Source organism: Aquirufa sp. ROCK-SH2 (genome assembly GCF_054558315.1).
On sequence record NZ_JBPXKB010000001.1, the window covers coordinates 820,388 to 841,058 of the forward strand.

15 protein-coding genes are annotated in these 20,671 nt (G+C 36.3%); 8 read left to right on the forward strand and 7 right to left on the reverse strand.

Going from position 1 to position 20,671, the window contains the following annotated elements:
• Positions 1–120: 120 nt before the first annotated feature.
• Both V7S79_RS03570 and V7S79_RS03575 read right to left on the reverse strand, forming a co-directional pair.
• Positions 121–558 carry a septal ring lytic transglycosylase RlpA family protein gene (locus tag V7S79_RS03570; RefSeq protein WP_459489179.1) on the reverse strand — a complete coding sequence of 146 codons (438 nt, stop codon included), beginning with the start codon at positions 556–558 and terminating at the stop codon, positions 121–123.
• Positions 559–653: 95 nt separating this feature from the next.
• Entirely contained in the window at positions 654–1,925 is a 1,272-nt protein-coding gene (locus V7S79_RS03575; RefSeq protein WP_459489180.1) for a citrate synthase, read from the reverse strand.
• Between the two features lie 184 nt (positions 1,926–2,109).
• Here V7S79_RS03575 and pepT point away from each other — a divergent pair, with 184 nt between their 5' ends.
• Positions 2,110–3,366: a peptidase T gene (gene pepT / locus V7S79_RS03580; RefSeq protein WP_459489181.1), complete on the forward strand. Its 1,257-nt coding sequence runs from the start codon at positions 2,110–2,112 to the stop codon at positions 3,364–3,366.
• Between the two features lie 68 nt (positions 3,367–3,434).
• Here pepT and guaA read toward each other — a convergent pair whose 3' ends face one another.
• Together guaA and V7S79_RS03590 are read right to left on the reverse strand one after the other, a co-directional pair.
• Entirely contained in the window at positions 3,435–4,958 is a 1,524-nt protein-coding gene (gene guaA / locus V7S79_RS03585) for a glutamine-hydrolyzing GMP synthase (RefSeq protein ID WP_459489182.1), read from the reverse strand.
• Positions 4,959–5,024: 66 nt separating this feature from the next.
• Positions 5,025–6,200 (reverse strand): exo-beta-N-acetylmuramidase NamZ family protein, encoded by a 1,176-nt coding sequence (locus V7S79_RS03590; RefSeq protein WP_459489183.1) that lies wholly within the window; start codon positions 6,198–6,200, stop codon positions 5,025–5,027.
• A gap of 76 nt (positions 6,201–6,276) precedes the next feature.
• On the opposite strand from V7S79_RS03590, the gene V7S79_RS03595 reads away from it, so the two are divergent.
• Both V7S79_RS03595 and V7S79_RS03600 read left to right on the forward strand, forming a co-directional pair.
• Positions 6,277–7,485 carry an ABC transporter permease gene (locus tag V7S79_RS03595; protein ID WP_459489184.1) on the forward strand — a complete coding sequence of 403 codons (1,209 nt, stop codon included), beginning with the start codon at positions 6,277–6,279 and terminating at the stop codon, positions 7,483–7,485.
• Positions 7,485–9,344, forward strand: coding sequence for a M61 family metallopeptidase (locus V7S79_RS03600; protein WP_459489185.1), 1,860 nt, complete (start codon positions 7,485–7,487; stop codon positions 9,342–9,344). Before V7S79_RS03595 ends, V7S79_RS03600 begins: the two co-directional genes overlap by 1 nt.
• On the opposite strand, the gene V7S79_RS03605 is transcribed toward V7S79_RS03600, so the two are convergent.
• Both V7S79_RS03605 and V7S79_RS03610 read right to left on the reverse strand, forming a co-directional pair.
• Positions 9,341–11,614, reverse strand: coding sequence for an NADP-dependent malic enzyme (locus tag V7S79_RS03605; RefSeq protein WP_459489186.1), 2,274 nt, complete (start codon positions 11,612–11,614; stop codon positions 9,341–9,343). The genes V7S79_RS03600 and V7S79_RS03605 overlap by 4 nt on opposite strands.
• A 25-nt stretch (positions 11,615–11,639) precedes the next feature.
• The gene (locus V7S79_RS03610; protein WP_459489187.1) at positions 11,640–12,896 is read right to left on the reverse strand and encodes a cation:dicarboxylate symporter family transporter; all 1,257 of its coding nucleotides are present in this window, start codon (positions 12,894–12,896) and stop codon (positions 11,640–11,642) included.
• 131 nt (positions 12,897–13,027) lie between these two features.
• Here V7S79_RS03610 and trxB point away from each other — a divergent pair, with 131 nt between their 5' ends.
• The 3 genes from trxB to bshB1 are packed head-to-tail and all read left to right on the forward strand — an operon-like array spanning position 13,028 to position 15,801.
• Positions 13,028–13,966 carry a thioredoxin-disulfide reductase gene (gene trxB / locus V7S79_RS03615; protein ID WP_459489188.1) on the forward strand — a complete coding sequence of 313 codons (939 nt, stop codon included), beginning with the start codon at positions 13,028–13,030 and terminating at the stop codon, positions 13,964–13,966.
• Between the two features lie 9 nt (positions 13,967–13,975).
• Positions 13,976–15,076 carry a peptidoglycan DD-metalloendopeptidase family protein gene (locus V7S79_RS03620; RefSeq protein ID WP_459489189.1) on the forward strand — a complete coding sequence of 367 codons (1,101 nt, stop codon included), beginning with the start codon at positions 13,976–13,978 and terminating at the stop codon, positions 15,074–15,076.
• An 11-nt stretch (positions 15,077–15,087) separates the two neighbouring features.
• Positions 15,088–15,801: a bacillithiol biosynthesis deacetylase BshB1 gene (gene bshB1, locus V7S79_RS03625; RefSeq protein WP_459489190.1), complete on the forward strand. Its 714-nt coding sequence runs from the start codon at positions 15,088–15,090 to the stop codon at positions 15,799–15,801.
• 286 nt (positions 15,802–16,087) lie between these two features.
• Here bshB1 and pdxH read toward each other — a convergent pair whose 3' ends face one another.
• Positions 16,088–16,720 carry a pyridoxamine 5'-phosphate oxidase gene (pdxH, locus tag V7S79_RS03630; protein WP_459489191.1) on the reverse strand — a complete coding sequence of 211 codons (633 nt, stop codon included), beginning with the start codon at positions 16,718–16,720 and terminating at the stop codon, positions 16,088–16,090.
• 65 nt (positions 16,721–16,785) lie between these two features.
• On the opposite strand from pdxH, the gene polA reads away from it, so the two are divergent.
• Both polA and V7S79_RS03640 read left to right on the forward strand, forming a co-directional pair.
• Complete coding sequence (polA, locus tag V7S79_RS03635; protein ID WP_459489192.1) at positions 16,786–19,614, forward strand: DNA polymerase I; 2,829 nt, start codon at positions 16,786–16,788, stop codon at positions 19,612–19,614.
• A gap of 11 nt (positions 19,615–19,625) precedes the next feature.
• Positions 19,626–20,621, forward strand: a complete 996-nt coding sequence (locus tag V7S79_RS03640) for a glycosyltransferase (protein WP_459489193.1) — start codon at positions 19,626–19,628, stop codon at positions 20,619–20,621.
• Positions 20,622–20,671: the final 50 nt, after the last annotated feature.

Sequence of the window (20,671 nt, forward strand, 5' to 3'; positions counted from 1 at the left end):
AAAAAAGATAATCAAATTTGATTTAGCCTCAATTTCTGAAAAGGATACGGAATTTTAGTTTTTGACCCTTAATTCGCAATAATAGGTAAGTTTTCTCTTTTACCTTTTACCTATTACCTATTACCTCTTACCTCTCTTTTCTTTCTTTTTCAAAACAGCCAACAAAGAATCTGTCAATTCCTTTTGCTCTAAGAGACGGACTTTAACGGCAGCAATGCCAACTCCGATGATGCCTAATTCTTTAGCAGCGACATAGGAAACATCTATCAAACGAGTTTTTTTGTGAGGTCCTCGATCATTAACGCGAACAAATGTTTTCTTTTGGGTTCTTAGAGAAGTAACTTCCAACCAAGAATTAAAAGGATAAGTTCGATGGGCACAAGTGTATTTGTAGGAATTAAATCTTTCACCGGATGTAGTTCTACGTCCACTTAGGCGTTTACTGTAAAAGGATGCTAAACCGGTAGAGTCTTCTTGAGCCAATAAGCTTATTCCAAGTAGCGAAAAGATCGAAATTAGAATAAACTTTATCAAATAGTGATGTGTTTTTTGCAACATAAGTGCTACAAAATTAGACTTATATCTGCTATAAAACAAAAAAGGCTTCTCTATCGAGAAGCCTTTTAAGCTTAAAATATGTTAAAACAGGGGTGTTATCTATTAGAAATTTCAACAAAATTTCTTGAAGTAGCACCTGTATAAATTTGTCTAGGACGACCAATTGGCTCTTTATTGGCTCTCATTTCTTTCCACTGTGCAATCCAACCAGGTAAACGACCAATCGCAAACATAACAGTAAACATATTGGTTGGAATACCTAAAGCACGATAGATAATACCAGAATAAAAGTCAACATTTGGGTATAATTTACGAGCTACAAAGTACTCATCATTCAATGCTGCTTCTTCTAATTTTTGAGCGATAGATAAAACTGGATCGTTAACGCCCAAAGCTTTCAAAACATCATCAGCTGCTTTTTTAATGATTTTCGCACGAGGGTCAAAGTTTTTGTACACACGATGACCAAATCCCATCAAACGGAAACCCGAATTTTTATCCTTAGCCATTGCAATGTACTTATCTGTATCTCCTCCATCTGCTTTGATAGCTTCCAACATTTCTATTACTTCTTGGTTAGCACCGCCATGCAATGGACCCCATAAAGCGTTGATTCCTGCAGAAATAGATGCATACAAATTAGCATGAGAAGAACCCACTAAACGAACAGTTGATGTTGAACAGTTTTGTTCGTGATCTGCATGAAGAATCAATAATTTATTCAAAGCTTTTGCTACAACTGCATCCACTTCATAACTAGCTCCTGCTTTCGCAAACATTAATTTCAAAAATCCTGAAACATAGTCTAAGCTAACATCTGGTTGCACGACTTCTTCTCCAATTGATTTTTTATATGACCAAGTAGACATAATTGGCAACTGAGCCAATAATCTAAAAATGCTCTTTTCGTCATCTCCAGGAGCATCTGTTGAATTAAAAGCAGACATTGCACCCACAGCAGCAGAAATGACACACATTGGATGTGCATCTACTGGAAATCCATTGGTGATTGAATGAATGCCTGAATTAAGCACAGCCTCCGCTGAAATAGCAGCTGAAAATTCATCTAATTGAACTTGAGTAGGTAGTTCACCATAAATCAACAAATAAGCAACTTCAATAAAAGTGGCTTTATCAGCTAATTCTTCAATACTGTAACCTCTATAACGAAGAATCCCTTCCTCACCATCCAAATAGGTTATGGCACTTTTTGTTGCTCCTGTATTTTTAAATCCCGGATCGTAGGTAACAAAACCTGACAAATCACGTAATTTGGCAATATCAATAGCCTTTTCATTTTCAGTTCCTACCAAAGTAGGCAGTTCAAAGGATTTCCCTTCAAGGTTGATAACAGCAGTTTGAGACATATTCAATTAAGCTTTATACTTGATCTAATTTTTCCAAAGTCCAAAACAGTATAGCACATTTTAGAAATTGAAACCATAAATATAACACGGAATTTTGAAAGGTTGCTTACCTTTACAAATACAAAAAAAATAAATTTATTTATCACAATTTTTTCTTAATATATTTCAAAAAAAACGAGGATTTATGAGCGATTTATCTCAAATAATTAAAAATTACTCTTTCACATCTTTGGAACGCTTTCTTAGATATGTGCAAATCGATACTCAATCAGATCCCTATTCTACCTCCTTCCCTTCTACTGAAAAACAAAAAAATCTATCAATTGTTTTAGTAGATGAATTAAAAAATATGGGAGTGGAAAATGCTCATACAGATGAATACGGATATGTATATGCTTTTCTTCCATCCAATACATCCGAAGAAAAACCGACTTTGTGTTTTTTAGCTCATATTGATACCTCACCAGATTGTTCAGGAACCCATGTTAAACCGATTGTACATACCAATTATCAAGGACAAGATCTTGTACTTCCAGATGATACGAGCCAGATTATTCGAGCAAAAGAACATCCTGATTTGTTGGAACAAATTGGCAATGATATTGTCACAGCCAGCGGTACAACCCTTTTAGGCGCAGACAACAAGGCTGGAGTGGCTGAAATCATGGATGCAGTCCATTTTTGGCAAAGTAATCCAGAAGTAAAACATGGTCCTATTTCAATTGTATTTACCCCAGATGAAGAAGTAGGAAGAGGAACGGAACAAATTGATTTAAAGAAAATCAATGCCAAATACGGCTATACTTTAGATGGTGAAAAACGAGGCCATTTAGAAAATGAAACTTTTTCTGCTGACGGATTCACGCTTATCATCAAAGGAGTTTCTCAACATCCAGGATTTGCCAAATGTAGAATGGAAAGCGCCTTAAAAATCGCTTCTGAAATTGTCACTGCACTTCCCAATTCTACTTTGAGTCCAGAAACAACTGAAAACAAAGAAGGATTTATTCATCCAGTAGGCATCAACGGAAGCGTTGAAGAAGCTCGAATCGATTTTATTTTACGTGATTTTGATACCAAAAAACTGGAATTATATGGACAATTTATTATTTCTTTAGCTAAAGAAATCTTAAAAAATTATCCCAATTCGTCTTTTGAATACGAGCAAAAAGAACAATACAGAAACATGAATGAAATACTGGTGAATCATCCAGAATGTTTGGAATTTGCATTAAATGCCATGAAACGTGCAGGATTAGAGCCAAGCCTAACCTCTATCCGAGGTGGAACAGACGGTTCACGTTTAACATTTATGGGATTACCCTGCCCTAACATCTTCGCAGGAGAACATGCATTTCACAGCAAACACGAATGGGTTTCCGTTCAAGATATGCAAAAAGCGACTGAAACTGTGATTTATTTGGCGGAGGAAGCGAGATGAATTATGAGTTATGAATTATGAATTATGGGTAAAATATAACTCATAATTCATAATTCATAATTTAAAAACTATTCCCACTCAATCGTAGCAGGCGGCTTAGAAGAAATATCATAAACCACGCGGTTCACGCCTTTGACTTTGTTAATGATCTCATTGGATATTTTACCCAAAAATTCATAAGGTAAATGGCACCAATCAGCTGTCATTCCATCTAAGCTAGTTACAGCACGTAAGGCCACAACTTGCTCATAAGTTCTTTCGTCGCCCATCACTCCTACCGAATGAATTGGTAACAAAATAGCACCTGCTTGCCAAACCTGATTGTACAAACCTTCCGATTTTAAACCATTGATAAAAATGGCATCGACTTTTTGTAGAATATCAACTTTCTCTGGCGTAATATCACCTAAAATACGAATGGCTAATCCTGGTCCAGGAAAAGGATGACGACCTAAAATTTCTTGAGGTATTCCTAATGTTTTACCAACCAAACGCACCTCATCTTTAAACAAGGTATTTAATGGCTCCACTACCTTCAATTTCATAAAATCAGGTAAACCGCCAACATTATGATGTGATTTGATGGTTGCAGATGGTCCTTTTACGGAAACAGATTCAATGACATCCGGATAAATGGTTCCTTGACCTAACCAAGCAACGCCTTCAATCAAATGAGATTCGTGATCGAACACATCGATAAATGTTTTACCAATCGCTTTTCTCTTTTGCTCAGGATCACTTAAACCTGCTAAAGCACCATAAAAACGGTCTTTGGAATTAACACCTTTTACATTCAAACCTAATGACTTGTAGGATTCTAATACCTCTTCAAATTCATTTTTACGTAAAAGTCCGTTATCAACAAATATGCAATATAAATTTTTACCAATAGCATGATGTAACAAGACAGCTGCAACCGAGCTATCTACTCCACCAGATAATCCTAAAACAACTTTATCATTACCCAACTTCTCTTTTAGTTGCGCAACGGTCGATTCAACAAATGAATCGGATGTCCAAGTTTGAGCACAAGCACAAACATTTACGACAAAATTCCCAAGAATCACTCCTCCTTCTGTACTATGCGTTACTTCTGGGTGGAATTGAATACCATAAATAGATTTAGTTTTGTGCGAAAATGCTGCCACTTTCACCGACTCCGTAGAACCGATTACTTCATATTCAGAAGGAAGTTCAATGATAGTATCACCGTGCGACATCCATACTTGGCTGTTCGCGGATACGCCTTTCCATAAAACATGTTCTTTTGCACTCGTCAAATGTGCACGACCGTATTCTCTATGCTTTGAAGCTTGAACACTGCCTCCACCTATGTGTGCCAGCAATTGAGCTCCATAACAAATCCCTAGTATAGGTCTATCGCCTAAAACGGATAAGTCGATACGAGGAGAATCTTCTTCTCGTACTGAACAAGGACTACCTGAAAGAATAATTCCTTTAACAGAATCATCTAAGGCAGGAATATTATTATAGGGGTGAATTTCACAATATACTTTGAGTTCACGTACTCTACGAGCGATCAATTGTGTAACCTGAGAACCAAAGTCAAGAATTATAATTTTTTCCGTCATTACCTAGAATTGCTTGAAAATAAACAGCAAAGGTCGGAATTTTTTCTAAATAATTTTAATAATTTTTCATTTAGGATAAATAATATACTTTTTTCTCATTTTTTTATATTCATTCAAAGCCTCTTTCCATGAGGATCTAATTTCCTCTTCTGTTTTTCCAGCAATCATTTGCAAACGCAACTGATCTGTTCCTGCTAACTTATCAAAAAAAGCGGGGCTTGTAAAAAACGATTCCTTCTTCCCTGTTTGCTCAAAAAAGTAAAACAAATATTTCAAATTCAATCCCATGTTTTTTGTTTCAATTTTACTTAAATCAAAACCATAACAAACTTGATTTTTCAAAGGTGGATCCATGGCCCCCGGTTTGGGTACTGGAGTAAATTGATAATCACCCAATCCTGGAACATTGGTACCTACGACTTGAAATTGCAAATCTGTTCCCCTACCCACACTGACATTGGTTCCTTCAAATAAACACAAAGATGGATACAAAGCGATGGCTTGGTCATTGGGCAAATTAGGAGAAGGGGCTATTGAAATATGTACAGGATCAGAATGTCGATAATTCTTAACTGGTATCACTGTCAAATCACAGTGAATTCCATTGTTCAACCATTTCTCACCATTAAACATTTGTGCTAATTCACCTATGGTACAACCATGTAACAATGGAATAGGATTTATACCTACAAAAGACAAAAATTTACGATCCAGCACTGGACCATCTATGAACTTACCATTGGGATTCCCTCGGTCCAAAATCAATAAAGGAACATTGTTCTCTGCACAGGCCTCCATGACATATTGCAAAGTAGAAATGTAGGTGTAAAATCTTGTTCCCACATCTTGTATGTCAAAAACAACCAAATTAATCCCTTCTAAATCTTCCTTCGTGGGCTTTTTATGTTTTCCATATAATGAAATTATGGGTAATCCTGTTTTTTGATCTACTTCGTTATTGATGTGCGAACCGGCATCTGCACTTCCTCTAAAACCGTGCTCAGGTGCAAAGTACTTTTTCACTTTCACTCCCCTACTTAAAAGTGTATCTGCCAAATGGGTTGAATTCACCATCGAAGTATGATTAACCACTAAAGCAACGTTTTTACCTAACAATTGTCCTAAATAAGCGTTTAATTGGTAAGCACCGGGTTGCGGCTCTTTGCCTTTTGTTGCATAGACATTCGTGGTCAATATGAAAATACAGAACAATAAAAAGCTATTTTTGCAGAATAATTTCATAATTATTTTATTTGCGGAAATTTTAAACTCCCAAATATCGAATAATTTATCAATAAATTTAACGAATATTTAAAGAATGAATTTCCCTCTTTTTGTCGCACGACGGATTCGAAATACGCAGGATACCTCTTTTTCAAAGACGGTCACTTACGTCGGTATTGGTACGGTAGCAATCGGAGCGGCGATAATTTTAATTTCCTTTTCCATTCTTTTTGGTTTCAAAGAATCCATCATTGAAAAATTAATCAACTTTTCAGGTGATATACGCATCAGTAAAATTAGCGCCAATCATTCCCTTTCTGAAAGTCCAATGACGCGAAATATCGCTTGGGAGAATTCCATTCGAAAAAATCCTGCCGTGAACCATCTCCAAGCCCATGTACAAAAACCGGGTATTTTAGTGGGGGAAGTTGGATTAAGCGGTGTGGTGATCAAAGGTATTGGAAAAGATGTGCCTACTCTGCAATTAGAAAAAAATCTGGTTTCAGGTAGCCCCAAATTAAATGGCTCTCAAACCATCATCATTAGCAAAGCACTTTCCAAACAATTAAAAGCGAAGGTAAACGACAAATTGATTGTCTATTTTTTAAGTAATCCAGAAAGACCACGTAAAGTAAAAATAACAGGTATTTATGAAACAGGTCTTGAGGAATTAGACAAAATGTATGTCTTAGCTGATATTAATTGGGTTCAAAAGATGAATGGTTGGACAAGTGATTCTCTAGGTACGTATGAAGTGTTTTATCAACCGAATGTAGATTTTAATTTGGCCACTGAAAAAATTGAAAAACAACTTCCTTTGGAATGGAAATTAGACACAGTCTATGAAATCTACCCAGCCATGTTTGATTGGATGATGATGCTAGATAGAAATATTGTCATTTTTATCAGTTTATTATTAATCGTTGCTGGATTTAATTTAATTGCCACTTTGTGGGTTCTAATATTGGAAAGAATTCCAATGATTGGTTTACTTAAAGCTCTGGGATGCAATCATTCTCAAATACAACGCATTTTTTGGTGGAATGGATTCTTTATTTTATTGAGAGGACTCGCTTTAGCTAATGTCATTGCACTTACCTTTTGTTACCTACAAGACCAATACAAAATAATCCCATTAGATCCAGAAAGCTATTACATGACCTCTGTTCCCATCTATTGGTCATTAGACACTTGGATTTATGTCAATCTCGCAACTTGTTTATTGGTAGGACTTATTATTACTCTTCCTACTTTATTTATCAAAAAAATCAATCCTCAAGAAGCCCTATCGTACAAGAACTGATGTATAAATTTCTCTCCTTCCTTCTTATTTTTGTTTCATTCAACCTTTGGTCTCAAAATGAAATCCAATATTCGGTGGATTTAACAAATGTCAAAAATGACCAATTGAAAATCGATGTAAACGTGCCTCAATGGAATCGAAATACGATTACATATTACTTACCTAAAATTGTACCTGGGACTTATGCCAATTACGATTATGGTCGATATATAAGTGATTTCAAGGCATTTGACAAAAATGGAAAAGAATTGAGTGTCAAAAAAGTTGGACCAAATGGTTATTTGATCAAAGCAGCGAAAACTCTTAATCGAATAAGTTATTGGGTAGATGACACTTGGGATAGTCCGGAAATTGAAGGTGAATATATTTTTGAACCTGCAGGAAGTTCATTTAGTAAAAATCAATTGTTTGCATTGAACACCCATTGCCTTTTTGGCTATTTTGAAGGATTTGAAAAAACTAAATTGAAATTAGAAATTCAAAAACCAAAAGGATTTTATGGAGCCACTTCCTTGAAAAATACGGCGAATAACAAAAATCAAAAAGATATATTCCAAATTGATTCCTACCAAGAATTGGTAGATTCTCCTTTGATGTACTCAGAGCCAGATACAGTACGATTTACCATTGCCAATGCGGAAATTTTAATTTCTGTATTTACACCTAACAAAGTGTTGAATGCCTCTCAGGTTGCTCAAAAAATCAAACCACTCTTAGAACTACAAAAAAATTACATGGGTGGAAGCCTGCCTGTTGACAAATATGCCTATTTAATTATTTTGTCTGATCATTTAAAAAACGGAAGTTATGGTGCTTTAGAACATGCTCAATCTTCTTTTTACTATTTACCAGAAGGCAATATTCAAACTTTGGGCCAAACCATTGCGGATGTAAGTGCGCATGAATTTTTCCATGTTTTGACTCCTTTGAATATCCATTCGGAGGAAATTGGAAATTTCAATTTTCAAGAACCTAAAATGTCACAACATTTATGGCTCTACGAAGGATTAACAGAATATGCGGCACATCATGCCCAATTAAAAGCCGATCAAGAGATTAACCGATTCATGAGAAATCTGAAAGAGAAATGGGAAACCATGAATGTGCAATTTGACAATTCCATTCCTTTTACGACCATGAGTAAAAACGTATTGGACAAGTATAAGTCTGAATATAGCAATGTATACCAAAAAGGTGCTATTTTGGGCTTTGGACTAGATTTATCATTGCGAAAATGGTCAAATGGAAAATATGGCACACAAGATCTCTTAAAAGACCTTTCCGCTAAATATGGAAAAAACCAATCTTTTAAAGACGATCACCTGTTTCCAGATTTGGTCAAAATTAGTCGACAAGATAAAATCAAAGAGTTTATTGATGCTTATATCAAAGGTAATGAAACGATACCCTTGAATGAGTGGCTAAACTGGATTGGATTTGAACTAAAAACGAGAGAAATAAAAAATACCAAACGCTCTCTTGGATTCGATTTTCAAGGATTAAGTGTCAACTCTTCTACACATCGGCTTGTTATTAACTCAGCGGCCAGTATAGATGAATTTGGACAATCGATGGGATTAATGTCAAAAGATGAATTAATCTCAATCAATTCTATGCCATTGGATATGGAGAATTTCTCTAATAGTATTGGTGGATTTATGAGCACGGTGCAAGTAGGTCAAATCATTGAACTACAAATAGCCCGCCCAAACAAAGAAAAGGGCTTTGATACCTTTACGCTCAAAGCCCCTTTTAGATTGATTGAAGACAATCAATTTAATCTCATTCAAGAAATGAAACATCCCAATCAAGAGCAAATGGCATTGCGTAAAGCTTGGATGTCTGATTCAAAGAATTAAACCGACTGAGCCTCTACGACTGCAATGGCAACCATATTCACAATTTCGCGAACGCTAGCTCCTAGTTGAAGAACATGGACCGGCTTTTTGAGTCCCAATAAAATAGGCCCAACATATTCTATTTCAGCTGCTTCTTTCAGTAAATTATATGCAATATTAGCTGCAGAAAGATTAGGGAATATCAATGTATTGGCTGTGTCATTACCCAATTTAGCGAAGGGATAATTTTGCTGACGCAATTCTTTATCAAAGGCCAAATGCGCTTGCATCTCTCCTTCTATGATCCATTCAGGATGTTTTTCTTGCAAAAGCTGAGTAGCTTCTCTCATTTTCAAGGCATCTTCACCATCTGCAGAACCAAAGTTGGAATAACTTAGCAATGCAATCCGTGGGGTGATGTTAAAACGCTCCACAGCTTCAGCAGTCAACTGAGTTATTTCTACAATATCATTGACATTGGGTTGAAAATTAATGGTCGTGTCAGAAAAGAATAATGGACCTTTTTTACTTAAAAGTAAATACATACCAGCCACTTTATTGACCCCTTTTTTCTTTCCAATGATCTGCAAGGCAGGTCGAATGGCTTCTGGGTAATTTTTTGTTAAACCTGAAATAACACCATCAGCTCTTCCCGTCTCAAGTAACATAGCAGCAAAATAATTACTTTTTCTAACTTGTTTATCTGCTTCCCAGCGCGTGTAGCCTCTTCTCTTTCTTTTTTCGTAAAACAAATCCGCAAAATCTTTTAACAAAGGTTTAAATTCATCTGTCTTGATATCAATGATTTCAGTGCCTGACAAATCTATGTGATGTTCTGAACTAATGGATTCAATAACCGCTTTATTTCCCAATAAAATGGGTTTTGCAATTCCTTCATCCAAAACTTCACGTACCGCTTTTAATACTTTTAGGTTTTCAGCATCGGCAAAAACAATTCTCTTGGGATTCGATTTGGCACGTTTCAGAATAAACTTCATCACCTGATTATCTAAACCGAGACGTTTGGTCAATTGATTTTCGTATTCATCCCAATTTAGAATGGGTTTCGTAGCCACGCCAGACTCCATGGCTGCTTTGGCTACTGCCATCGAAATGGAGGTAATTAAACGAGGATCTACGGGTTTTGGAATTATGTATTCTGGACCAAAACTCATACTTTTTTCATTGTAGGCTAAATTGACAATATCTGGCACTGGTTTTTTAGCCAAACATGCCAACGCCTTTGCGGCAGCCAACTTCATTTCATCGTTAATTGCAGATGCTCTAACGTCTAAGGCACCTCTAAAAATAAAAGGAAAACCCAAGACATTGTTGACTTGATTCGGATAATCTGATCGACCGGTAGCCATGATTAAATCGTCTCTAACCGATTTAGCATCTTCATAACCAATTTCAGGAGTAGGATTGGCCATGGCAAAAACGATGGGATTAGCAGCCATAGAAGCCACCATTTCCTTTTTTAAAATATTTCCCACTGATAAACCTAAAAACACATCTGCCCCGACCATCGCCTCTGCCAAAGTAGGTTCTTTCTCTATTTCACAAGCCAAAGGTTTTAAATAAGGATTTAGATCTGTTCTAGATTTAGAAACTAATCCATCTTTATCAAAAATGTAGAAATTTTCAATCTGCGCACCTAATTTCAAGTACAATTTGATACAAGAAATCGCAGCGGCTCCAGCTCCTGAAACCACAAATTTGGCCTTTTTGATATCTTTATTAACTAATTCCAAAGCATTGATTAAAGCTGCAGAAGATATAATGGCTGTTCCATGCTGATCATCGTGCATGATGGGAATAGACAAACGTTCTTTCAGCTTTTCTTCGATTTCAAAACATTCTGGCGATTTAATATCTTCCAAATTAATTCCACCAAAAGTTGGCTCTAATCGAACCACGGTTTCTACAAATTCATCTGGATTTGTACAAGCCAATTCTAAATCGAAAACATCGATATCTGCAAATATTTTAAACAAAACCCCTTTTCCCTCCATCACTGGCTTGCTAGCCTCAGGTCCAATATTTCCTAAGCCCAAAACAGCCGTTCCATTGGAAATCACTCCAACTAAATTCCCTTTAGCTGTATAATCATATACTTTTTCTACTGAATCGGCAATTTCCAAACAGGGTTCTGCTACTCCTGGAGAATAAGCTAAAGATAAATCACGCTGAGTAGCGGTTGATTTGGTGGGTTTAACTTCTATTTTGCCTGGTTTACCCGCTGAGTGGTATTCCAAAGCGTCTTGTTTTAAGATAGGCGAAATTGACATATATATAATTTATTGATGAAATTCTTTATTCAATGAGAGAAGTAAACTCCCCTTCGTGTTTGGCAATCCAAACAGTTGCAACTCCATTACCGATAAAGTTTGTAATGGCACGCGCTTCCGACATAAACCTGTCAACACCCAAAAGTAAGGCTAATCCCTCCATAGGAATTACTTGTAAAGCGGTTAAAGTAGATGCTAAAACTACAAATCCACTTCCTGTTACTCCAGCAGCACCTTTGGAAGTTATCATTAATACCCCTATAATGGTTAATAATTGTTCCCAACTTAATTGAATCCCATACACTTGGGCCAAAAATAAAGTGGCCATCGATAAGTAAATACTTGTTCCATCTAAATTAAATGAATAACCAGCAGGAACCACTAGTCCCACGACCGATTTAGAGCAACCCATTTTTTCCAATTTGTGCATCAAAGAGGGCAATGCGGCTTCTGAGGAAGAAGTACCTAATACGATTAATAATTCAGCTTTGATATAACCTAAAAAATTCCAAATTTTCTCGCCACAACTTCTCATCACGAAACCTAATACAACAAAAATGAAAATCGCCATGGTTAAGTAGACGGAAGTCATTAGTTTCGCCAATGGCAACAAAGAATGAATACCGAATTTACCAATGGTATAAGCCATCCCTCCCAATGCACCCAAAGGAGCTAAAATCATAATAGCATGTAAGCCTTTAAAAACCCAATAGGATGCTTGTTGCATACCAGCAATCATTCTAGCTTTTCCTCGTACTTGGTTCAAAAAGATGCCAAAAAATATAGAAAAGAATAAAACCTGAATCGTGAAATTTTCTTTCAAAAAGGACACCCAAGAAAATGAAGCCGCTTTTTGAGTGTATTTACTAATATCACCATTGGAAATTCCCTCCGTAATCACACCTTCACCAGGCATTAATAGATGAGAAACCCCTAAACCAATGATTAATGCCAAAGTAGTTATCACCTCAAAATACAACAATGCTTTTCCACCTACACGACCCACTTTTTTAAGATTGCCCATATTAACGATCCCTAAACTAATGGTTAAAAAGATGATGGGATGAATAAATAATTTAACAAGACTGATGAAAAAACCACTGAAAACTTCACTTAAACTTGGCCCTATACTAATATCTGCTCCTAAAAAAGAATAAGTAATTTTCTTTTCGACTACTTGATACAAAGCTACATCTGGATGAAAATGTCCAATAATGATACCCGAGAAAATAGACAAAAGAACCCAAAATGTTAAGTTGTGTGTAATATTCTTTTTTTTCATTCGTTCTGTTCAGAGTTATAGAACAAATGTAATAATTAAGACTCAAAAATCATTGTTTGGGATTGTAAGCATATTTCCCGAATTTTGCAGGCTAGTGAACTTTTTAAAGAGACTTATTTGTTACCAAAATTATGGCAGAAAAAATTAAATGTTTGATTATAGGCTCAGGTCCTGCGGGATATACAGCAGCAATTTATGCTTCAAGAGCAGGTTTACAACCCATTATGTACCAAGGTGGACAACCGGGAGGACAATTAACTACGACTACAGAAGTTGATAATTTCCCAGGATATCCGCATGGAGTAGATGGTCCAGCTATGATGCAAGATTTAGAAAATCAAGCTAAAAGATTTGGTACAGATGTTCGTTATGGATTAGCTACGAAAGTGGATTTTAGCCAAAGCCCAAAGAAAGTGTGGATTGATGATACTACAGAACTTGAGGCAGATGCAGTGATCATTGCCACAGGTGCTTCTGCAAAATGGTTAGGATTAGAAGGTGAAACAACATTTAATGGATTAGGCGTATCAGCTTGTGCCGTGTGTGACGGATTCTTTTACAGAAATCAAACCGTAGCCGTTGTAGGTGCTGGAGATACCGCTGCTGAAGAAGCTAGTTACTTAGCCAATTTGTGTGAAAAAGTTCACATGATTGTTCGTAGAGATGAAATGAGGGCTTCTTTAATCATGCAAGAAAGAGTAAAGAAAAACCCGAAAATTGAAATTCATTGGAATTCCGAAACAGAAGAAATTTTGGGCGATGCAAATGGTGTAACAGGAATTCGATTGAAAAATAATCAAACTGGTAATACGCAGGAAATTGCATTGACTGGATTTTTTGTAGCCATTGGACATCAACCAAACACAAGCATCTTTAAAGGTCAATTAGACATGGATGCGCAAGAGTACTTGATCACAGAAAAAGGAAGTTCTAGAACCAATATCGAAGGAGTTTTTGCTTGTGGAGATGTTCAAGACTCCATTTATCGTCAAGCCGTTACTGCTGCAGGCAGTGGTTGCATGGCGGCCTTAGATGCCGAAAGATGGTTGGCAGCAAAAGGTTTACATTAATTTTTATTTATGAAATTATCAATCATTCTATTTTCAATTTTTATGATGATGGCGACCTTTTTAGTAAAAGGGCAAGAAAAATCATTGTTTAAAAAGAATACCAAAATTGAAACAAAACCCAACTCATCCAATAAAACAAACAACAAAGATGATTTGGACGAATTGCCACCCTTGCAGTTCAGAAATGATACTGAAACAAGTGGAAAATTAGCTGGATCAGAAATGCAGGAACGTAAATACGAGCCAATTAAATTTCAAAATCCTAGCATAAGTAATTTTGACACGACATCTGTAGATGAAGGTGAATCCTTTGTGGTGGAAATTGAAGAAGAAAATGCTCCTGAGGGTAGTGAAGATTTTGTAACCGTTGCCTCCTATTATTCCATTTGGGATACCAAAAACATTGACCCTTATGACATTGATGCCAAAGATTTAGACGAGCCAGTCGATATTGAATTATACAATATTCCAGCAGGTCGAAATTGGTCTAATCCATTGTCAAACATCAAACAAACCAGTCCCTTTGGACCGAGATGGGGAAGATTACATGCTGGAGTAGATTTGGATTTAGAAACAGGTTATCCCGTTTTGGCGGCGTTTGATGGAATAGTGAGAATTTCAGGATTCAACTATGGGGGTTATGGTAATTATGTGGTTGTCAGACATTACAATGGCCTAGAGACGCTTTACGGTCACTTATCTAAAAGAAATTTTGAGCCTGGGCAATTTGTCAAAGCGGGTGATGAAATAGGTTTAGGCGGAAATACAGGAAGAAGTACAGGTTCTCATCTCCATTTTGAAACGAGATATGAAGGTAATCCTTTCAATCCCGTGCATGTATATGATTTCGGAAAAGCTGAACCCGTTTCAGACCATATTTTAATTTCTGCGAGAACCTTTGATCGCCGATTACTTTCACTTCGAAATGAATATGGAAGTGCTGGAGAAAAAATTAGATCTAGAAGAAAAGCATGGACAAAAGTTCGATCAGGAGATACGTTAAGCTCGATTGCTCAAAGAGCAGGAATGTCGACCAGTAAATTAGCTAGATTAAACGGATTAAGATTAACGTCTACCATTAGAGCAGGAAGAAGATTAAGAATCCATTAAACATTCTGAATATGAAACTTGATATTTTAGTTATGGCTGCTCACCCAGATGATGCGGAATTAGCATGTTCAGGGACCATTGCAGAATATATTCAAAGAGGGAAGAAAGTCGGAATCGTGGATTTCACCCAGGGTGAGTTAGGCACACGTGGTACAGCTGCCATTCGATTGGCTGAATCAGCGGATGCTACTCAAATCATGGGAATTCATGCTCGAGAAAATTTAGGCATTAGGGATGGATTTTTTCAAAATGATGAAGCATCTCAACTAAAATTAATTCAAGTAATTAGAAGATATCAGCCAGAAATTGTTTTAGCGAATGCTTTAGAAGACCGTCATCCAGACCATGGTAAAGGTGCCCAATTGGCCATTGATGCTTGTTTTTTATCTGGATTAAGGCAAATCAAAACAGTCGATGAGCTAACTGGAACTGAACAAACTGCTTGGAGACCCAACAACCTTTTCCATTACATTCAAGATAGATATTTAGAACCCCATTTTGTCGTAGATATATCAGCACATTGGGCCAGCAAAGAAAAAGCCATTAGAGCATTTAAAAGTCAATTTTTTGATCCTAATTCAACAGAGCCCAACTCATATATTTCCTCTCCTGATTTCTTGAAATTCATTGAAGCAAGAGCCATGGAAATGGGCCATAAAATTGGCACTAAATATGGAGAAGGCTTTCAAACACAAAAGACATTGGAGGTGAAAAACCTTTTTTAGAGGTAAAAGGTAATAGGTAAAAGGTTTTTCTCTCTATTCTTTTCTTTCAAACTTTGCGAACTTGGTGTTTAAAACTTGATGTTAACACAAAGGCAAGTTGTTTTTTAAAACATTAAGCCATTAAAAATCATTAAGATTTTTCTATTGCCTAAAATTATTCATCCTGTAGAAACGATAATTATTATAGCCATGGATTTTAATCCGTGAAAAATAGAATGCAGAATTAAGATAGATAAGAGGTAAGAGAAAGATAATTTGTACCTATTACCTATTACCTATTACCTCATCAAGGGGCCAACCTACCTATTTCCCATTTACCATCTACTAATTCATAATACACTCGATCATGTAGACGGGAAGTGCGACCTTGCCAAAATTCGATGTAGTCAGGAATTAATTCATATCCTCCCCAATGTTCAGGCTTGGGAATCACTTTGCCTTCATATTGCAAAGTAAGTTCTGCAAAACGTTTCTCTAAAATTTCCCTGGACTCAATTTTACTACTTTGTTCAGATACCCAAGCACCTATTTGAGAGGCGCGCGGTCTTTGTTGAAAATATTCTTCCGACAAAGCAGCATCTAATTTTTGAACGTGTCCTTCTATTCTAATTTGTCGCTCTAATTCTCCCCAAAAAAAGGTCAAGGATGCTTGAGGATGATGGTTTAAATCGCCTCCTTTTTTGGAAAAATAATTGGTAAAAAAAGTAAAACTATTTGTAGCGTTTTTCAAAAGGACGATCCTTCCGGAAATTCGATTATTTTGTCCCAAAGTACTTAAAAACATGGCATTGGGCTCTGGAATCTTTACCTCTACAGCTTCTTTGAACCAAATTCTAAATTGTTCCATTGGATCTGGATTCACTTGCGACTCCAATAATTCACCTTTTTGATAATTCTCACGAAGGGCGGCTAAATTCATATTTAAATTATTTATTCATTATCTTTGAGATTGGGTCTAATCCCATTCAAAATAAGTTTAAATATATGAAAAAATTATTCCTTTTTGATGCGATGGCATTGATTTATCGCGCACATTTTGCTTTTGCCAAAACTCCCCGTATCTCATCAAAAGGAATTAATACCAGTGCTGTTTTTGGTTTTGCCAATACCATTTTGGAAGTCATTCAAAAAGAAAAACCAGATTACCTAGGTGTTGCATTTGATACACAAGCTCCTACCTTCCGACACATTGAATATACTCCATACAAAGCTCAGCGACAAGAACAACCGGAGGACATTTCAATAGCCATTCCTTATGTAAAACGTTTGGTGGAGGCAATGGATATTCCATTGCTCATTTTAGATGGATATGAAGCGGACGATATCATTGGAACCATTGCCAAAAAAGCCGTGAGAGCCAATCCAGAAATTGAAGTGTATATGATGACTCCTGACAAGGATTATGGTCAATTGGTGGAAGAGCGAATTAAAATGTACAAACCTGCCTTTATGGGAAAAGGAGTTGAAATTCTTGGACCCAAAGAAGTTTGTCAGCGTTGGAACATTGAGCATGTCGATCAAGTAATTGATATGTTGGGTTTAATGGGTGATGCAGTGGATAATATCCCTGGAATCCCCGGTGTAGGCGAAAAAACGGCACAAAAGTTGATTGAACAATTTGGCAGTCTAGAAAACTTGCTTGACAATACCGATCAATTGAAAGGAAAACTTCAAGAGAATTTAATCAATTTCAGAGAACAAGGAATTCTTTCTAAGCATTTGGCAAGAATTATGATTGAAGTTCCCATCGATTACGAAGAAGAAAAATTGATTGCGACTCAACCCAATAAAGCTTTGTTGGAACCTTTGTTAGAAGAATTAGAATTTAGAACCTTACGCAAAAGGATACTTGGAGAAACTAGTACTCCAGAGCCGCCAAAGCCAAAAGCAAGCCCGAAAAAAGATATCAATCAAATGGATATGTTTGCCAGTTCTAGTTCTGGTGAAAACGAAAATACGGATGAAGAAACGGATGAAGAAGCATTCAAAAGCAATGTAAAAACCCTTCAAAATACGGCACACCAATACCATTTAATCCAAGGTGAAAATGCGATTAAATCGTTGATTGGATTTTTAGCTCGACAAAGCAGCTTTTGTTTTGATACTGAAACAACTAGCTTGCAAGCAGTTGAAGCTGAATTAGTTGGAATGTCCTTTTCTTACCGAAATGGGGAAGCATTCTATGTTCCTTTTCCGGAAGATCAAAATGAAACTCAAAAACAAATTGATTTATTCAAGGAATTGTTCGAGAATGAAACGATTCAAAAAGTAGCTCAAAATATCAAATACGATATGAGTGTCTTAGCGAATTATGGCATCGAGATCAAAGGTGAAATCTATGATACGATGTTAGCGCATTATTTGATTGAACCAGAAAAAAGACACAACATGGACGCTATGAGTTTAGCTTATTTAAGCTATGAACCCATGTCCATTGAAAACCTAATTGGTAAAAAAGGCGCCAAACAAGGCAATATGCGTGAAGTTGACTTGCAGCTGATCAAAGAATATGCTGCAGAAGATGCTGATATCACCTTACAAATTAAACCACATTTGGATCGTCAACTAGCTCAAAATCCGAAAACAATTCATTTACTAAAAGAGGTAGAAATGCCACTTTCGCGAGTTTTGTCGAGTATTGAAAGAGAAGGCGTCAATTTAGATATTCCATTTTTGAAAGATCTTTCTCAAAATTTGGAGAAGGATGCCCAAATAGTCCAAAAAAATATTTTTGAGTTGGCAGGTCAAGAATTCAACATTGCTTCTCCGAAACAATTAGGAGAAATCTTATTTGAAAAATTAAAATTAGATCCGAAAGCCAAAAAGACTAAAACGGGTCAGTACATGACGGGAGAAGAAGTTTTGTCCAAATTAGAAGGAGAACATAAAATTGCCTCCATGATTCTTGATTTCCGTGAATTACAGAAATTGAAATCGACTTATGTGGATGCATTACCTCAATTGATTTGCCCTAAAACAGGCCGAATTCATACCTCATTTATGCAGGCTGTAACCGCCACAGGTCGTTTATCTTCCAAAGATCCTAATTTACAAAACATCCCGATTAGAACGGAAAGAGGCAGAGAAATCAGAAAAGCTTTTATCCCAAGAAATGAGGAATTTCAAATTCTTTCGGCCGATTATTCGCAAATTGAATTAAGAATCATGGCTGCATTTTCCAAGGATGAATCGATGTGTGAAGCATTTAATTTGGGCTTGGATGTTCATAAAGCTACTGCTGCAAAAGTATTCAAAGTACCTTTGGAGGAAGTCAGTTCAGAAATGCGAAGAAAAGCAAAAACCGTCAATTTTGGTATTATATATGGCGTTTCGGCCTTTGGTTTAGCGGGACAAATTGGGATTTCAAGAACAGAAGCAAAAGAAATCATTGATCAATATTTCATAGAATTCCCAAAAGTAAAATCTTACATGGATGATAGCATTGGAAAGGCAAGAGAAGATGGATATGTAGAAACTATTTTGGGAAGAAGGAGATATTTGAAAGATATCTTATCAAGCAACATGAATGAACGTGGTTTTGCGGAAAGAAACGCGATTAATGCCCCTATTCAAGGTTCTGCCGCCGATATGATCAAGCTTGCCATGATTCATGTGCAAGATTTTTTGGTAAAAGAAAAATTGAAATCAAAAATGATTTTAACGGTTCATGACGAATTAGTGTTCGATGCACATATTGACGAAATTAGCTACCTTCGTGAAAAAATTGATCACATTATGTGCCATGCTTTAGATTTAGGGGTAAAAATAGAGACTGGAATTGGAGTAGGATCAAATTGGTTAGAAGCACATTAATACCTTAATAAGTGAAAATATCAATTGCTCTATGTACCCGAAATGGGGATAAATTTCTGAGAACACAATTAGCAAGTTTGATGGATCAAACCTTGACTGCTGATGAAATCATCGTTTGTGACGAAGGTTCTACGGATGAAACTTTATCGATTTTAGAGCAATTCAAAAATAAATTACCCTTACAAATTCATGTTAATCCTGAGCGATTAGGCACTTTTCGAAATTTCGAGAAGGCTTTTTCATTGTGCACGGGTGATATCATTTTTCCTGCCGATCAAGACGATTATTGGGAACCACAAAAATTGGAGCGAATCGCAAGTTATTTCAACAATAACAAAAAAACCAATGTCGTTTTTTCTGATGCCGTTTTAGTGGACGAATTTGGCAGAAAATCGGATACCCGTTTGTGGCAGACTTTTCGTTTTCGGGAAGAGCAACAAAAACAATGGAAAGAAGGTAAAGCCTTAGAAATTCTTTTAGACGGAAATCGTGTGACAGGATGTACGATGGGAATTCGCAAGTCATTTTTAGATAAGATTCTACCCTTTCCTCAAAATATCCCAAAAATGGTATTGCATGATGCCTACATCGCATTTTTGGCATCTTTAGATAATAGTATTGATTTTTTACCTGCTGCTTATATTCATTATCGATTACATTCTGAACAACAAGTTGGAATCAAAGGTAATTTAGGTAAAGCACCCAGTCTATTTGATCGAATCAAAAGACCACATATTGAAAAAACAAAACCCTATTTGGAGAAATTACTCATATTAGAGGAATTGAGAACTTGCGCTCAACTTTTAAAACCCAATGAGAAATTTGAACCTTTGGATACCAAAATTCAATATTATGCTCGCAGAGCACTTTTACCGGAAGCTCGTTGGAAAAGACTTAAAAAAACACTAGAAAACCTCCTTTCTGGCAACTACCACCGTTTTCAGGACATCGATTCCAAAACAAAACTTCAGCCTTATTTGATGTTTTTGGGGGATTTAATTGAATAAAGGAAGAGAGAAGATAGAAAAGAGAAAAGTGAAAAGAACCTCTTACCTCT

Coding starts and splice junctions, on each gene's coding strand:
- polA (WP_459489192.1), top strand. CDS start 16,786: ATGAAAAAATTATTCCTTTTTGATGCGATGGCATTGATTTATCGCGCA.
- trxB (WP_459489188.1), top strand. CDS start 13,028: ATGGCAGAAAAAATTAAATGTTTGATTATAGGCTCAGGTCCTGCGGGA.
- guaA (WP_459489182.1), bottom strand. CDS start 4,958: ATGACGGAAAAAATTATAATTCTTGACTTTGGTTCTCAGGTTACACAA.
- V7S79_RS03590 (WP_459489183.1), bottom strand. CDS start 6,200: ATGAAATTATTCTGCAAAAATAGCTTTTTATTGTTCTGTATTTTCATA.
- pepT (WP_459489181.1), top strand. CDS start 2,110: ATGAGCGATTTATCTCAAATAATTAAAAATTACTCTTTCACATCTTTG.
- V7S79_RS03605 (WP_459489186.1), bottom strand. CDS start 11,614: ATGTCAATTTCGCCTATCTTAAAACAAGACGCTTTGGAATACCACTCA.
- V7S79_RS03570 (WP_459489179.1), bottom strand. CDS start 558: ATGTTGCAAAAAACACATCACTATTTGATAAAGTTTATTCTAATTTCG.
- V7S79_RS03575 (WP_459489180.1), bottom strand. CDS start 1,925: ATGTCTCAAACTGCTGTTATCAACCTTGAAGGGAAATCCTTTGAACTG.
- pdxH (WP_459489191.1), bottom strand. CDS start 16,720: ATGAATTTAGCCGCCCTTCGTGAGAATTATCAAAAAGGTGAATTATTG.
- V7S79_RS03610 (WP_459489187.1), bottom strand. CDS start 12,896: ATGAAAAAAAAGAATATTACACACAACTTAACATTTTGGGTTCTTTTG.
- V7S79_RS03620 (WP_459489189.1), top strand. CDS start 13,976: ATGAAATTATCAATCATTCTATTTTCAATTTTTATGATGATGGCGACC.
- V7S79_RS03600 (WP_459489185.1), top strand. CDS start 7,485: ATGTATAAATTTCTCTCCTTCCTTCTTATTTTTGTTTCATTCAACCTT.
- V7S79_RS03595 (WP_459489184.1), top strand. CDS start 6,277: ATGAATTTCCCTCTTTTTGTCGCACGACGGATTCGAAATACGCAGGAT.
- bshB1 (WP_459489190.1), top strand. CDS start 15,088: ATGAAACTTGATATTTTAGTTATGGCTGCTCACCCAGATGATGCGGAA.